The organism is Variovorax sp. YR752 (genome assembly GCF_943372545.1).
This window is the reverse complement of record NZ_CALRZC010000035.1, coordinates 11,366-25,615: the sequence shown is the minus strand read 5'-3', so window position 1 is coordinate 25,615 and position 14,250 is coordinate 11,366. Positions and strand designations below refer to the sequence as shown.

15 protein-coding genes are annotated in these 14,250 nt (G+C 67.6%); 11 read left to right on the top strand and 4 right to left on the bottom strand.

All coding sequences use genetic code 11. The features are described 5' to 3' along the window. Positions 1-189 precede the first annotated feature (189 nt). On the bottom strand, positions 190-897 hold the full coding sequence (locus AAG801_RS11165) for a FadR/GntR family transcriptional regulator (RefSeq protein ID WP_341888431.1): 708 nt from the start codon (positions 895-897) through the stop codon (positions 190-192). 73 nt (positions 898-970) lie between these two features. Beyond that, positions 971-2,296, bottom strand: coding sequence for an MFS transporter (locus tag AAG801_RS11160; protein WP_192195854.1), 1,326 nt, complete (start codon positions 2,294-2,296; stop codon positions 971-973). Positions 2,297-2,485: 189 nt separating this feature from the next. Between AAG801_RS11160 and AAG801_RS11155 the strand changes: the two genes are divergently transcribed. Continuing rightward, positions 2,486-3,040 carry an ureidoglycolate lyase gene (locus AAG801_RS11155; protein WP_341888430.1) on the top strand — a complete coding sequence of 185 codons (555 nt, stop codon included), beginning with the start codon at positions 2,486-2,488 and terminating at the stop codon, positions 3,038-3,040. Between the two features lie 18 nt (positions 3,041-3,058). Here AAG801_RS11155 and AAG801_RS11150 read toward each other — a convergent pair whose 3' ends face one another. Then, entirely contained in the window at positions 3,059-3,760 is a 702-nt protein-coding gene (locus AAG801_RS11150) for a DUF899 family protein (protein ID WP_341888429.1), read from the bottom strand. A 312-nt stretch (positions 3,761-4,072) separates the two neighbouring features. On the opposite strand from AAG801_RS11150, the gene AAG801_RS11145 reads away from it, so the two are divergent. Both AAG801_RS11145 and AAG801_RS11140 read left to right on the top strand, forming a co-directional pair. Next, positions 4,073-4,405: a hypothetical protein gene (locus tag AAG801_RS11145; RefSeq protein WP_143713729.1), complete on the top strand. Its 333-nt coding sequence runs from the start codon at positions 4,073-4,075 to the stop codon at positions 4,403-4,405. Between the two features lie 66 nt (positions 4,406-4,471). After that, positions 4,472-4,909, top strand: coding sequence for a PPC domain-containing DNA-binding protein (locus AAG801_RS11140; RefSeq protein WP_341888428.1), 438 nt, complete (start codon positions 4,472-4,474; stop codon positions 4,907-4,909). A 39-nt stretch (positions 4,910-4,948) separates the two neighbouring features. On the opposite strand, the gene AAG801_RS11135 is transcribed toward AAG801_RS11140, so the two are convergent. Next, positions 4,949-5,155, bottom strand: a complete 207-nt coding sequence (locus tag AAG801_RS11135) for a hypothetical protein (RefSeq protein ID WP_341888427.1) — start codon at positions 5,153-5,155, stop codon at positions 4,949-4,951. Positions 5,156-5,300: 145 nt separating this feature from the next. Between AAG801_RS11135 and AAG801_RS11130 the strand changes: the two genes are divergently transcribed. The 8 genes from AAG801_RS11130 (at position 5,301) to AAG801_RS11095 (ending at position 14,154) form a co-directional block, all read left to right on the top strand. Further along, positions 5,301-6,896 carry a methyltransferase regulatory domain-containing protein gene (locus AAG801_RS11130; protein ID WP_341888426.1) on the top strand — a complete coding sequence of 532 codons (1,596 nt, stop codon included), beginning with the start codon at positions 5,301-5,303 and terminating at the stop codon, positions 6,894-6,896. Positions 6,897-6,955: 59 nt separating this feature from the next. Beyond that, the gene (gene ggt, locus AAG801_RS11125; RefSeq protein WP_341888425.1) at positions 6,956-8,692 is read left to right on the top strand and encodes a gamma-glutamyltransferase; all 1,737 of its coding nucleotides are present in this window, start codon (positions 6,956-6,958) and stop codon (positions 8,690-8,692) included. 61 nt (positions 8,693-8,753) lie between these two features. Next, positions 8,754-9,494, top strand: a complete 741-nt coding sequence (locus AAG801_RS11120; RefSeq protein WP_341888424.1) for a 16S rRNA pseudouridine(516) synthase — start codon at positions 8,754-8,756, stop codon at positions 9,492-9,494. Positions 9,495-9,599: 105 nt separating this feature from the next. Next, the gene (locus AAG801_RS11115) at positions 9,600-10,607 is read left to right on the top strand and encodes a YncE family protein (RefSeq protein WP_341888423.1); all 1,008 of its coding nucleotides are present in this window, start codon (positions 9,600-9,602) and stop codon (positions 10,605-10,607) included. After that, the gene (locus AAG801_RS11110) at positions 10,591-11,412 is read left to right on the top strand and encodes a polysaccharide deacetylase family protein (RefSeq protein ID WP_341888422.1); all 822 of its coding nucleotides are present in this window, start codon (positions 10,591-10,593) and stop codon (positions 11,410-11,412) included. Before AAG801_RS11115 ends, AAG801_RS11110 begins: the two co-directional genes overlap by 17 nt. A gap of 16 nt (positions 11,413-11,428) precedes the next feature. After that, on the top strand, positions 11,429-12,403 hold the full coding sequence (locus tag AAG801_RS11105) for a sterol desaturase family protein (protein WP_192195862.1): 975 nt from the start codon (positions 11,429-11,431) through the stop codon (positions 12,401-12,403). A gap of 54 nt (positions 12,404-12,457) precedes the next feature. Next, positions 12,458-13,357, top strand: coding sequence for an EI24 domain-containing protein (locus AAG801_RS11100; protein ID WP_341888421.1), 900 nt, complete (start codon positions 12,458-12,460; stop codon positions 13,355-13,357). Next, on the top strand, positions 13,354-14,154 hold the full coding sequence (locus AAG801_RS11095) for a molybdopterin-binding protein (protein WP_341888420.1): 801 nt from the start codon (positions 13,354-13,356) through the stop codon (positions 14,152-14,154). Before AAG801_RS11100 ends, AAG801_RS11095 begins: the two co-directional genes overlap by 4 nt. The last annotated feature ends 96 nt before the right edge of the window (positions 14,155-14,250 follow it).

Here is a 14,250-nt window from a genome sequence, read left to right as displayed (position 1 = left end):
GCATTGTCCTGCGCACTGCGCTGGAGTGAAAGCTTTGGACCACGGTTTGTCGGCCAGTGGGCCAAAGTTTCATTGTTCAGGCACTGGGCGGCCGTCCGGCCGGTGATGCGGGTGCCGATCGGCTGATCGACTGGCCAGGCTGTCTATGTCGATGCCGGCAGCGAGCGTGTCGATGCGCGGGCCTGAGCGTCAGGCCGCCTCGAGCCCGGTCGGAAAGTGCACGCCCGCGCGCTGCGCGGCCTGCACGATGTGCTGCGTCATCGCCTGCTGCGCCAGCGCGGGGTTGCCTTGCGCCAGCGCCTCGATGATCGCCATGTGCTCGTCGTAGGTGGCATGGCGCGCGCCGCGCTTGTAGAAGGGCAGGCGCTGGCTCTCCTGCATGACCTCGGCGCTGTTGCGCAGGATCTCGGCGATGGCCTGGTTGCCCGCGATGCCGATGATCTGCATGTGGAAGTCGAAGTCGAGCTGCGTGGCCTGCGTGAAATCGCCGGCGTCGATGCAGGTGCGCATCGCCTGTGCGTTGGCGCGCAGCGCGGCCAGGTCGTCCGCCTCGATGACCAGGCAGGCCAGCCGCGCGGTGAAGTTCTCGACCGCGAAGCGCAGCTGGTACACGTCCTGCAGCGAATGCGAGGTGGCGAACTTCCAGGCCGGGGAGGCCGCGGGTGCCTGTTGTCCGCCGTCTTCGGCCACGTACATGCCCTTGCCGGGGCGCGGAATGACGAGGCCCGTGCCCTGCAGCGTCGACAGCGCCTCGCGCAGCGACGTACGGCTGATGCCGAGCTGCTCGGCCAGGTCGCGCTGCGAAGGCAGCAGCCCGCCGGCCACGTAGGTGCCGTCCGCGATCCGCTGCTGGATGAGGCGGGCGGCGGTGGCGGCAACGGCGGGGGAGGCGAGCATGGGCGGTTTTCGGTTCGAAGTGCGGCAGTGGCGGGAGCTGGAAATCTTACTGTGGCCGCACCCCGGGCCTTCCCTACTTGTTGACCAGCTTCGCCGGCACCGTGTAGGTGAGGAAAGCGCCGAACAGCAGCACGCCGGCCAGCACGAACAGGGCGATGTCGGTGCTCTTCGTGGCGTCCTTGATCAGGCCGATCATGTAGGGGCTCACGAAGCCCGCCAGGTTGGCAAACGAGTTGATGAGCGCAATGCCGGCTGCTGCGCCCGCGCTCGACAGAATGGCCGTCGGCAGGCTCCAGAACAGCGGCGACGTCGCCAGGCTGCCGCCCGCGGCCAGCGCCAGCGCGGCCAGCGACAGGTACACGTTGTTGCTGAAGATCGCGCTCAGCGTGAGGCCCAGCGCGCCGCAGCAGAAGGGCACGATCAAATGCCAGCGGCGTTCGCGCATGCGGTCGGAGCTGCGGCTCACCAGCAGCATCGAGACGATGGCCACGGCAAAGGGAATGGCCGTGAGCAGCCCGATGTTGAACGCGCCCGACACGCCCGACTGGCGCACCAGCGTGGGCAGCCAGAAGGTCAGGCCGTACTGGCCCATCACCGTGCAAAAGCAGATCAGCGCCATCTTCACGATGCGGCGGTCGGCGAACAGCGCGCGCAGCGTCATGTGGCTGGTGCCGCCCTTGGTGGCGTTCTCGGCGGCGATGTTGCGTGCGAGCACGGCCTTTTCTTCGGCCGTGAGCCAGCGTGCGCCCTGGATGCTGTTGTCGAGGTACACGATGACCAGCAGGCCGATCACCAGCGACGGCAGCGCCTCGACGAGGAACAGCCACTGCCAGCCGCGCAGCCCGCCCATGCCGTGCATGGCCTCCATGATCAGGCCCGACAGCGGCCCCCCCAGCACGCCCGACACCGGAATCGCGCACATGAACACCGCCACCATCTTGGCGCGGCGGTGCGAGGGAAACCAGTAGGTGAGGTACAGGATCATCCCCGGGTAGAAGCCGGCCTCGGCCGCCCCGAGCAGGAAGCGCAGCACGTAGAACTGCGTGGGCGTGGTCACGAACATCATCGCGGCCGAGATCAGGCTCCACGTGATCATGATGCGCGAGATGGTGGCCTTGGCGCCGATGCGGTGCATCAGCAGGTTGCTCGGCACCTCGAAGAAAAAGTAGCCGATGAAGAACAGGCCCGCGCCCAGCCCGTACATCGTTTCGCTGAACTGCAGGTCGCTGAGCATGTTCAGCTTGGCGAAGCCGACGTTCACGCGGTCCAGGTAGGCGGCCACGTAGCAAAGCATCAGGAACGGCATGAGCCGCCATGCCACTTTCTTGTAGAGCGCGTTCTCCGCTGCAGCAGAGGTGGTGGCCGGCTGCAGCGGCGCATGAAGGGTGGTGGTTGACATGGGCGGTCCTCGAAGGCGTCGATGGGATGGATTAACTGGTATTACCGGTATGATTTAACGCGACCGAGACCTTAAGGCTTCACGCATCATTGGACACTAGCGATTTCCCTGACGCCAGGCGATTGACTGTTCGGATGCATCGCAAGGATACTGGTAGTACCAGTTGGACCAAATGCCGAGGAGTTTCCGTTGACGATTGCCAGCCCCACTTTCCTGCCCCCGGCGCCGGGCACGCCCGCGTCGCTCGCGCTCGTTGCGCAGCCGCTGACGCGCGAGGCCTTCGCCGCGTTCGGCGACGTCATCGAGAGCGCGCACAGCCGGTCGATGTCGATCAACGCGGGCATGACCACGCGCTTCCACGACCTCGCGCGCGTGGACCCGGGCCCCGGCGACAGCCGCGTGCTGGTGAACATCTTCGAGACGCAGCCCTATGCGATGCCGCTGCCGGTGCGCATGCTGGAGCGCCACCCGCTGGGCAGCCAGGCCTTCGTGCCGATGGACGGCAGCCGCTTTCTCGTGGTGGTGGCTCCGGCGGGCGAGGCGGTGCGCGTGGAAGACATCCGCGCCTTCGTCACCGACGGGAAGCAGGGCGTGAACTACGCGCGCGGCGTCTGGCACCACCCGCTGGTGGTCACGCAGCAGCCGGCGAGCTTCGTGGTGATCGACCGCGGCGGGGTGGGGCCGAACTGCGACGAGATCTTTGTGCCGCCGGGGTGTGAGGTGCGCGTCAGTCTTGCGGACTGAGCGGGCACGCGCAGTAGCTCAGTACTGCAGCTTGGGATACCAGTCGGTGCCGCGTCCGTCGGGCGTCAGGTCGAGCACCGACCACAGCGACGCAATGTCGGGCGCATCGCGCGGGTCTTGCCCGGGGTCGGCCATCTCGCGCGTCATCTCGCTGGCCCAGAACAAGCGCACCTTCTCGCCGTCGCGCTTGAACACGACCAGCGCCGGGTACTCGCTGCCGTCCGCGTGCAGCACGCCCAGGTCTTTCGCGTAGTCGTCGCCGACCGTCTGCACGAAGTTCAGGTCGCGCCAACCGCGCTCCTGGGCGAAGGCGTACTGCCGCTCCACCGGCGAGCGCCCGAGGATCTTCAGTGCCACGCGCTGCTTGATGTCGGCCGCGTTGCCGTTCACCGCGCCGAGCCAGTTGGTGCACATCGGGCACGGGCGCTCGCGCTGCGGCCCATACATCCAGAAGTAGGTGACCAGCGTGTCCTTGTCGCCGAAGAGATCGGCCAGGCCGACCTCGAAGGCCTGCTCGTCCTTGAAGCGGTAGTCTTTCTGGATGACGGGCCCCGGCGGCAGCGCGCGCCGCTGCTCGCCCAGCCTTGTCATGTGCCGGCGGAATTCGATTTCTTCCGCCAGCAGCGCCTGCCGGGCGGCCGCGTATGCCGTCGAGGCGCCGGGAAAAGAGGTCTTGCCCTGGGCCGCAAGCACCGCGGCCGGAATGCGTGAATCTTGCATGGGTGGCTCCTTGTGCATCCTTGTGCCTGAAGGCCGCATGCTCTGGCGTTTGTGCCGCGTGCCAAGTAGGCGGAAACCGACAACCCGCCGTCGGCCATCGCTAGGGCATGTCTGTGCTGGCAACGGCGAGCATCCACAGCGCACATCGCGAAGGCGATGAACGACGACAGCAGTTGCGGGCTTGCCTCGGACGATGTCATCTCCGCCTGACGGAATGCCCGGGCACCGCGTCGCTGACTTGCGGCCACTGGCGAACGAGGCCTACACCGTCAAGTCCATCTCGGTGAAACCTTCGGGCCATGGGTGAACGCCATGCGCAATCCAACGACATTCATGTGTATCGGAAGCCTCGCCATCGCGGTGCTCTTTGCCGCGCCGGTTGCGGCGCAGCCGACCGACAAGGCGCCCGCGCCGCAAGCGCAGCCCGACCCCGAGTTCATCGTGAAGCCGCCCGCCCATGGCAATCCGCGGCTGCTGAAGCCGGCCCCGCCCGACCGGGACCCCGGTCTGGTGAAGAAGCCGCCGACCGATGCCAAAGACGCGAAGGACACCAAGGACGCGAAGCCGGATGAGGGCAAGGCGCCTTCGCGCCAGGACGACTGCCGGGGCACCGCCGAAGACTGCAAGCAGAACTCCCCGCGCTGACGACCCCGGCGCGCTTTCATCGAAACGCTTCGACGACACGACACGACAGGAAGGACACGCCTCGCCATGAAATTCAAGGTTCTCAACACCGGCCCGGAACGCACCATCGCGCTGGTGTTCGACACGGGCGACGAGGTCGTGCCGCTGCTTGAAGAGTTCGCGAAGGCGCAGGGCCTGTCGGCCAGCCGCTTCAGCGCGATCGGCGCGCTGCGCGGGGCGGTGCTGGGTTACTTCGACTGGGAGCGCAAAGAGTACGAGCGCATTCCCGTCGGGGAGCAGGTCGAGGTGCTGTCCCTCAACGGCGACATTGCGCTCGATGGCGATCTGCCCACGGTGCATGCGCATGTCGTGCTGGGCAGGCGCGATGGAAGCACAGTCGGCGGCCACCTGCTGCAGGCCACCGTGCAGCCCACGCTGGAGGTGTTGTTGGTCGAGTCGCCGGATTACCTGCGCAAGACCTGCGACCGCGAGAGCGGCTTGGCGCTCATCGATATCGACGCCTGATCTGCGGGACCGGGCGTCAGCGCTGCGTGGTGCAGCGGCTTACTGGCACTGGAACAGCACGCCCGATTCGGCGGGCGCCTTGCCGAGCCACTTGGGCTCCTGGCTCTTGGCGCTGCAGTAGTCCGAGGCCTGGGTGTAGGTCATGGCACGCAGCACACTGTCGCGGAAGGGAACGATCTGGTTGGGCGGCGACGAGCAGCCGGCAATGACCAAAGCCAGGGGAAACAGAGTGATGCGCCAGTTCATCGGGCCATTCTAAAGAGGTCGCGCAAGCGCACGAGTCCGCGCCGAGGGGAGGGCGGGTCGACCCGCGCCGGCTTCTTTTTGCCGGGGCACGGGGCTATAGTCTGCGAGCACTGCTGCAGCCCCTTCCGCTCCCCAAAGGACGTTCGTGCCGGACTCTCTGACTTCCACGCTCACCAGTTACTACGATGCGGTGCCCTACGACTCGCACCCGTTTCCCCAGTCCGCCGTGGAGCACCTGGAAGCCTTGGCCTTCTTGTTCGGTCTCGATGCGCCGCCGCCGCAGAAAGCGCGCGTGCTGGAGCTGGGCTGCGCCGCCGGCGGCAACCTGATTCCGTTCGCGGTGCGCCACTCGGACGCGCGCGCAGTCGGGGTCGATCTGTCGCGCGTGCAGGTGGCCCAGGGCGCCGCGGCGCTCGACCAGGCGGGGCTGTCGAACATCGAGCTCAAGGCCTTCAACATCGCCGACATCGACGCCTCGTTCGGCCTCTTCGACTACATCGTCTGCCACGGCGTCTACAGCTGGGTGCCGGGGCCGGTGCAGGACGCTATCTTGCGCGTGTGCGCCGAGAACCTGGCGCCCAACGGCGTGGTGTACGTGAGCTACAACGTGTACCCGGGCTGGAAGGCGCGCGAGATCGTGCGCGACGCGATGATCTTGCGCGGCGGCCCGCGCGACTCGCCCGAAGAAAAGCTCTCGTACGCGCGCGGCATGCTCGAGTTTCTCGAGCAATCGGCGCGGGCCGACAGCGTGCTCAAGAAGACGCTCGAAGAGACGATGCCGATCGTGCGCAACGCCGGCAACTACTACCTGCTGCACGAGTTCCTCGAGCCCTGCAACGAGCCCTGCTATTTCAAGGAGTTCGTCGCGCGCGCCGAGGCACGCGGGCTGGCCTACCTGTGCGACGCCGAGCCCTCGACCATGTTCGTGCAGAACTACGGCGAGAAGGTGCGCGACCCGCTGCTGCGCGAATGCGGCGGCAGCCAGGTGATGATGGAGCAGTACCTCGACTTTCTCGTCAACCGCACCTTCCGTCAGACGCTGCTGGTGAAGCAGGGCAACGCCGCGAACATCCGCTACCGCCTCGAAGTGCCCCGCCTGCGCGCGCTCGAGTTCGCCGGCCTCTTCCACGTGGATGATGGTGATGCACTCACCATGGACGCCCGCGAGCAGCCCTGCACCGCGCTGCGCGACCTGAAGGTCACGTTGCGGCTGCCGGCGCACAAGGCGGTGGCGCAGGCGCTCGACGCGAGCTATCCGTGCTCGATGTCGACCGAAGCGCTGCTGGCCTCCGTCATGACGCTCACCAGCGAGCCGCGCGCAGCCATCGAACCCATCGTGCTCGCCATGCTCGAGGAGCTGCTGATCCTGGGTGCGCTGCGCATCCGGCGCACGCCGGTGCCGGCGGCTTCGTCGGTGTCCGCGTTGCCGCAGGTGCTGGCACCCGTGCGGCGCGCGCTGGCTGGCGTGTCCGCATCGCAAACGTCGGCGGTGGTCTGCAACCAGTGGCACGAGCCGGTGTCGCTCTCGGTGCTCGAGCGCAGCTTGGCGCCGCTGCTCGACGGAGCGCACACGCACGAGGCGCTGGCCGCTTTCCTGCTCGACGAAGTGCGCGCCGAACGCCTGCGCTTCCTCAAGGACGACCAGCCGCTGACCGACCCGTCGGCGCTTGGTGCTTTCGCACAAGAGCAGGTCGTGCAGGCGCTGCAGAGCCTGCGGCGCAAGGCGCTGCTCACGGCCTGAAGGCCCACACCGTTCACCCCTCCCTCATTCTTCATCCAACGCACAGAGGAGACTTTTCCATGCAGCATTTCAAGTGGACCCCCACCTTGCGCGCCGCCGTTGCGGCCGCGCTCACGTGGGCGGTGGCCGGCGGCGCGCAGGCCGCGTCGCAGGCGCCGGTCGCGGCCGAGCACGGCATGGTCGTGAGCGCGCAGCACCTGGCCAGCAAGGTCGGCGTCGATGTGCTCAAGCGCGGCGGCAACGCGGTCGATGCGGCCGTGGCTGTGGGCTATGCGCTGGCGGTGGTGTATCCGGCCGCGGGCAACCTCGGTGGCGGCGGCTTCATGACCGTGCAGCTGGCCGACGGCCGCAAGACCTTTCTCGACTTCCGCGAGAAGGCTCCGCTGGCTGCCACGGCCAACATGTACCTCGACAAGGACGGCAACGTCGTCAAGGGCCTGAGCACCAACGGCCACCTCGCCGTGGGCGTGCCGGGCTCGGTGTCGGGCATGGAATACGCACGCGAGAAGTACGGCACGATGAAGCGCGCCGACCTCATCGCCCCGTCCGTCCAGCTGGCCGACAAGGGCTTCGCGCTGGAGCAGGGCGACATCGACATGCTGCTCACCGCCACCAACGACTTCAAGAAAGACCCGGTCTCCGGCGCCATCTTCCTGAACAAGGGCGAGCCCTTCGCGGTCGGCCAGAAGCTGGTGCAGAAAGACCTGGCGAAGACGCTGAAGGAAATCAGCGCCAAGGGCACCGACGGCTTCTACAAGGGCTGGGTCGGCAAGGCGATCGTGGCGTCGAGCCAGGCCGGCAAGGGCATCATCACGCAGGCCGACCTCGACCAGTACAAGACGCGCGAACTCGCGCCGGTCGAGTGCGACTACCGCGGCTACCGCGTGGTGTCGGCACCGCCGCCGAGCTCGGGCGGCGTGATCATCTGCGAGATGCTCAACATCCTGGAGGGCTACCCGCTGAAGGACCTGGGCTACCGCTCGGCCGAGTCGGTGCACTACCAGATCGAAGCCATGCGCCACGCCTACGTGGACCGCAACAGCTACCTGGGCGACCCCGACTTCGTGAAGAACCCGCTCGACCGCCTGCTCGACAAGGGCTACGCCGCGAAGATCCGCGCCGCCATCGACCCGAAGAAGGCCGGCGTGTCGAAGGACATCAAGCCCGGCGTGGCGCCGCATGAAGGCAGCAACACCACCCACTACTCGATCACCGACAAGTGGGGCAATGCCGTCTCGGTCACCTACACGCTGAACGACTGGTTCGGCGCCAAGGTCACGGCCGACAAGACGGGCGTGCTGCTGAACAACGAGATGGACGACTTCACCTCGAAGGTCGGCGTGCCCAATCTCTACGGCCTGGTGCAGGGCGAGGCCAACAAGATCGAGCCGGGCAAGCGCCCGCTGAGCTCGATGAGCCCGACCATCGTGTCGAAAGACGGCAAGCCGGTGTTCGTGGTCGGCACGCCGGGCGGCAGCCGCATCATCACGGCCGTGCTGCACACGATCCTGAACGTGGTCGACTACGGCATGAACGTGCAAGAGGCCGTCGATGCGCCGCGCTTCCACCAGCAGTGGCTGCCCGACGTCACCAACGTCGAGACCTTCGCGATCAGCCCCGACACCCGCAAGATCCTGACCGACATGGGCCACAACCTGGGCGTGCCGCAGCCGGCCAACCACCTGGCGGCGATCATCGTCGGCGCGCCCTCGCTGGGCGGCAAGCCGGTGGGCGCGAATCGCTTCTACGGCGCCAACGATCCGCGCCGCAACACGGGCTTGGCCGCCGGGTACTGAACCTGCGGCACACTTGAAGGCGGTCGTGCCCCTGTCGGCACGGCCGCTTTTTTCATTTTTCATGCACCTGCAAGACATCCTCTATACCCAGGGCTTCGGCACCCGCCGCGTGTGCGCGGGCCTGGTCCAGCAAGGCCACGTGAGCATTGCCGGCACGGCCGTGACCGATCCCTTTGCCGACCTCGACCCCGAAGGCCTGCTGTTCACCGTGCAGGGCACCGAGTGGGCCTGCCACGAGAAGGCCTACCTGATGCTGCACAAGCCGGCCGGCACCGAGTGCTCGCAGAAGCCCTCGACCTACCCGAGCATCTACACGCTGCTGCCGTCGCCGCTGCGGTTGCGGCCCAACAAGGGCGCCGTGCAGGGCGTGCAGGCCATCGGCCGGCTCGACCAGGACACGACCGGCCTGCTGCTCCTGACCGACGACGGCCAGTTCATCCACAAGATGGGCTCGCCCAAGCACCACGTGCCCAAGGTCTATGAGGTGACGGCCAAGCACCCGATCGACGAGACGCAGATCGCCAAGCTGCTGGCCGGCGTGGTGCTCGACGACGATCCGAAGCCCGTGCGCGCAGCCGCCTGCGAATCGGACAGCCCGCTGCACCTGCGGCTCACGCTCACCGAAGGCAAGTACCACCAGGTCAAGCGCATGCTGGCCGCGGTCGGCAACCGGGTCGAGGGCCTGCACCGCTCGCGCATCGGCGGCCTGGCGCTGCCGGACGACCTGGCGCCGGGGCAATGGCGCTGGCTCACGGCCGAGCAGGTGGCCCAATTGCGGGCGCCGGTGCCCCGGGCCGCTTGACATAGGTCAAGGCGCCGGGCCCGACAGCGGGGGAGAGGGCGCCGGTGGTCAGCTGTTTGTCGGGTTCGACCGTTAAGATTGTTAACCCTCTCCCGGAACCTTCCCTTGCGACTCCCTGCCCGTCCGAATGGCCGCATCGCGGCCTTCCTGCTGTCCTGCCTGACAGCCCTGGTGACCCTCCCCGCCGCGGCGGCGCCGCCGGCCCCCCCACCGGTCTTTGTGCTCAATTCGCTGGACGCCAGCGTGAGCGTGATCAACCCGGTCGACTGGACCGAGAAGCAGCGCATTCCCACCGGCAAGGAGCCGCACCACATCTACATGACGCCCGACGAGAAGTCGGTCATCGTGGCCAATTCGGCAGGCGACTCGCTCACGTTCCTGGACCCGCGCACGGCCGAGGTGCAGCGCGTGGTGTACGGCATCATCGACCCGTACCAGCTGCAGTTCTCGCGCGACATGAAGTGGTTCGTCACGGCGGCCAACCGCCTGAACCACGTCGACGTGTACCGCTGGGACGGCAAGGACCTGAAGCTGGCCAAGCGCATCGCCACCGGCAAGACGCCCAGCCACATCTGGATCGACAACACCAGCACCGTGGCCTACGTCACCATGCAGGACAGCGACGAGCTGATTGCGGTCGACCTGCCGACGCAGACCGTCCGCTGGCGCATGGCCACCGGCGCCATGCCGGCCGACATCTTCGGCGCCCACAACGACAAGACGCTGCTCGTGGGCCTCACCGGCAGCGACGGCGTGCAGGTGTTCGACGTGGCCGGCGCCCAGCCCAAGCTGGTCGGCAAGATTCCCACCGGCAAGGGCGCCCACGCCTTCCGCTCGGCCGGCGACGGCAAGACGGTGTTCGTGAGCAACCGGGTGGCCAACACCATCAGCCGCATCGACCTGACCACGCTGAAGGTCGTCGCCACCTACAACGTGCCGGGCGGCCCCGACTGCATGGACGTGTCGGCCGACGGCAAGACGCTGTACGTGACCTCGCGCTGGGCCAAGAAGCTCACCGTGGTCGACCTGGCGAGCCAGAAGGTCGTGCGGCAGGTCAACGTCGGCCGCTCGCCGCACGGCGTCTGGACGCTGGACCATGCGAAGCGGACCTGAGCGGGTGCGCACCGCGGGTGTCGCCTTGGCTGTCGCGGCGCTGGCCTGCGCCACCGTGCCGGCGGCCGGAGCGCAAGAAGCCGCCGCCTGCGACAAGCCGGTCTACCTGACGCTGGACACCGGCCACATGGGCATCGCCCCGCTGGTGGCCGACGTGCTCAAGCGACAGGACGTACGCGTCACTTTCTTTGCCGCCGCCGAGCGCACCCAGACCGACGGCGACAGCCTGGACGACCATTGGGCGCCGTGGTGGAAGGCGAGGGCGGCCGAAGGCCACGAGTTCGGCTCGCACACCTACGACCACGCCTACTGGCGCGGCGACGTCAAAGGCACGCCGCCCAGCTTTCGCATCAAGCCGTCCGCCGGCCCGCAGACCGGGAAAGAGTCGGTCTGGAGCGCGGCCCAGTACTGCGCCGACATCCGCAAGTCGTCCGACCGGCTGGCCGCCATCACCGGCAAGAAGCCGCTGCCGCTGTACCGCGCGCCGGGCGGCAAGACCTCGCCCGCGCTGCTGGCGGCCGCCAAGGATTGCGGCTACGCGCACGTGGGCTGGTCGCCCGCCGGCTTCCTGGGCGACGAGCTGCCGAGCGAGACGTTCCCCAACCCCAAGCTGCTGACGCAGGCGCTTGCGGGCATCCGCCCCGGCGACATCCTGCTGGCGCACCTGGGCATCTGGTCGCGCAAGGACCCGTGGGCGCCCGCCAACCTCGAACCGCTGATCGTCGGGCTGAAGGCCAAGGGCTTCTGCTTTCGCACGCTGCGCCAGCACCCGGACTACCGCGCCTGGATCGCCTCCCACCCTTGAATCCTGAGTTTTCGCCGTGATCGATTGGTTGACCGACGTTTTTTCCGCCATGCAGGGCTGGCTCTTCGAGACCGCCGTGCAGCCGCTGGTGTACGCCATCGGCCTGGGCGGCTGGGCCGAGGACGCCTTCGACGCCACGGGCTGGCTGCTGGTCGGCGTGATCCAGATCCTGGTGCTGCTGGCCGTGATCGGCCCGCTGCAGCGCTGGCGCGCGGTCGAGCCCGTGACCGACCGCCGCGCGATCCGCATCGACGTGCTCTACACGCTGATCCACCGGCTGGGCCTGTTCCGGCTGGCGCTGTTCTTCACGCTGCAGCCGCTGTTCGACGACCTGCTCGGCAACCTGCGCATGGCGGGGTGGGGCACCTTCCACCTGGACGAGGTCTGGCCCGGCGTGACCGACGTGCCGTGGGTGGCCTTTGCCATCTACCTCGTGGTGCTCGACTTTGTCGGCTACTGGATTCACCGCGGCCAGCATCACTTCAACGCGTGGTGGAGCCTGCATTCGCTGCACCACTCGCAGCGCCAGATGACGATGTGGAGCGACGACCGCAACCACCTGCTCGACGACGTGATCCACGACACGCTCATCGTCATCGTGGCGCAGCTGATCGGCGTGGCGCCGGGCCAGTTCATCGCCGTGGTGGCCTTCACCCAGCTCAGCGAGAGCCTGCAGCACGCCAACCTGCGGCTGAGCTTCGGTGCCATCGGCGAGCGGCTGTGGGTCAGCCCGCGCTTTCACCGGCTGCACCACAGCATCGGGCTGGGCCACGAGTCGCACGGCAAGAGCACGCTGGGCGGCCACAACTTCGGCGTGCTGCTGCCCTGGTGGGACATGCTCTTTCGCACCGCCAACTTCGAAAACCGCTACGACCCGACCGGCATCCGAGACCAGGTCGAGCCCGGCGCCGACGGCCGGCCGCGCGACTACGGCCAGGGCTTCTGGTCGCAGCAGTGGCTGGGGCTGAAGCGGTTGTTCGGCCGCGCCTGAGCGCGCTGCGAGGCACGGCCAGGGCGCAGAGGCCTTACGTTATCCTCGAACCTCATGCGCCTGCTCCTCGACTCCTTCTGGCGCGCGGTGGCCTATTGCATGCTCCCGCGCGTGATCGTGCTGTCGCTCCTGCCGTTGGCGCTCATGGTGCTGCTGGCCGCGGGGCTCGGTTACTTCTATTGGGACGCGGCCGTCGTCTGGACGCGCGAAGCCCTCGACGCCTGGCCGCTGCTGTCCAGCTTCTGGGCCTGGATCGGGCGCCTCTTCTCGAGCGATGTGACGGCCGCGCTGGCGCCGCTGGTGGTGGTGTTCGGCGTCACGCCGCTGATCGTGGTGCTGTCGCTGCTGATCGTGGCCGGCTTCATGGCGCCGGCGCTCACCAAGCTCGCGGCCGAACGGCGCTTTCCGACGCTTGAGCAGAAGAAGGGCGCCTCTTTCTTCGGCAGCGTGCTGCGCTCGCTCGCCGCCACCGTGCTGGCGCTGATCGCCCTGGTGGTGTCGATGCCGCTGTGGCTCATTCCGCCGCTGGTGCTGATTCTGCCGCCGCTGATCTGGGGCTGGCTCACTTATCGGGTGATGAGCTTCGACGCGCTGGCCGAGCACGCCAGCCCTGAAGAACGCGCCGCGCTGCTGCGCGCCCACCGGCTGCCGTTGCTGTGCATCGGCGTGCTGTGCGGCTACCTGGGCGCCGCCCCGAGCATCGTCTGGGCCTCGGGCCTGTTGTTCGCCGCCGCCTTCTTCGTGCTGGTGCCGATCGCCATCTGGATCTACACGCTGGTCTTTGCTTTCTCTGCGCTCTGGTTCGCCCACTACTGCCTGGACGCGCTGGCCCAGATGCGCGCCCAGCGCGCCGCGCTGCAGCCCGCAACCGGCAGCGGCGAGGCACCGGCCCTCGAGGCGGCCGAAGCCACCGAGGCCAACAAGGCCGCTCTTTCTCAATGGGGTTCACCATGACACGCGCATTCGGTCTCATCGTCGTCGGCGACGAGATCCTTTCCGGCAAGCGGGCCGACAAGCACATGGCCAAGGTCATCGAGCTGCTGGCCGCGCGCGGCCTCCAGCTGGGCTGGGCCGAGTACGTGGGCGACGAGCCCACGCGGATCACTGCGGCGCTCATGCGCGCCTTCGCCTCGGGCGACATCGTGTTCTCGACCGGCGGCATTGGCGCCACGCCCGACGACCACACCCGCCAGTGCGCCGCCCAGGCCCTGCGTGTGCCGCTGGCGCTGCACCCCGAAGCCGAAGTGCTGATCCGCGAGCGCATGCAGGACACCGCCAAGGAGCAGGGTGTGCCCTACGAGCCCGACCGGGCCGACAACATTCACCGCCTGAACATGGGCGTGTTTCCGCAGGGCGCGTCGATCATCCGCAACCCGTACAACAAGATTCCGGGTTTCAGCGTCGAGCACGTGCATTTCGTGCCGGGCTTTCCGGTCATGGCCTGGCCGATGATCGAGTCGGTGCTCGACAGCCGTTATGCCGATCTGTTCACCCGCAACGCCATCGCCGAGAAGTCCGTGATCGTTTTCGGTGCGATGGAAGCCACCCTCACGCCGCTGATGCAGGCCATCGAGCAGGCCCACGCCGGCATCAAGGTGTTCAGCCTCCCCAGCGTGGATCACCCGCAGTACGGGCGTCACATCGAGCTGGGCGTCAAGGGCGACCCCGGGCTGCTCGATGCCGCCTATGGCCAACTCATCGAAGGCTTGCACAGCTTTGATGCGAAGCTTGGCCCTGAATTGGTGCGTTAATTCGTATCGCACCAATTTGGTGATTAATTCCTTTTCCGGCAGCCCCTGGGCCGTCACCCGGGCCTCATCCGGCGGGGTGACAATGGCACAGAAACT

What these genes read in the sequence shown, in the direction of transcription:
- AAG801_RS11120 (WP_341888424.1), top strand. Translation starts at nt 8,754, where the DNA reads ATGCACCTGCAAGACATCCTCTATACCCAGGGCTTCGGCACCCGCCGC.
- AAG801_RS11110 (WP_341888422.1), top strand. Translation starts at nt 10,591, where the DNA reads ATGCGAAGCGGACCTGAGCGGGTGCGCACCGCGGGTGTCGCCTTGGCT.
- AAG801_RS11160 (WP_192195854.1), bottom strand. Translation starts at nt 2,296, where the DNA reads ATGTCAACCACCACCCTTCATGCGCCGCTGCAGCCGGCCACCACCTCT.
- ggt (WP_341888425.1), top strand. Translation starts at nt 6,956, where the DNA reads ATGCAGCATTTCAAGTGGACCCCCACCTTGCGCGCCGCCGTTGCGGCC.
- AAG801_RS11165 (WP_341888431.1), bottom strand. Translation starts at nt 897, where the DNA reads ATGCTCGCCTCCCCCGCCGTTGCCGCCACCGCCGCCCGCCTCATCCAG.
- AAG801_RS11145 (WP_143713729.1), top strand. Translation starts at nt 4,073, where the DNA reads ATGCGCAATCCAACGACATTCATGTGTATCGGAAGCCTCGCCATCGCG.
- AAG801_RS11150 (WP_341888429.1), bottom strand. Translation starts at nt 3,760, where the DNA reads ATGCAAGATTCACGCATTCCGGCCGCGGTGCTTGCGGCCCAGGGCAAG.
- AAG801_RS11140 (WP_341888428.1), top strand. Translation starts at nt 4,472, where the DNA reads ATGAAATTCAAGGTTCTCAACACCGGCCCGGAACGCACCATCGCGCTG.
- AAG801_RS11095 (WP_341888420.1), top strand. Translation starts at nt 13,354, where the DNA reads ATGACACGCGCATTCGGTCTCATCGTCGTCGGCGACGAGATCCTTTCC.
- AAG801_RS11100 (WP_341888421.1), top strand. Translation starts at nt 12,458, where the DNA reads ATGCGCCTGCTCCTCGACTCCTTCTGGCGCGCGGTGGCCTATTGCATG.
- AAG801_RS11135 (WP_341888427.1), bottom strand. Translation starts at nt 5,155, where the DNA reads ATGAACTGGCGCATCACTCTGTTTCCCCTGGCTTTGGTCATTGCCGGC.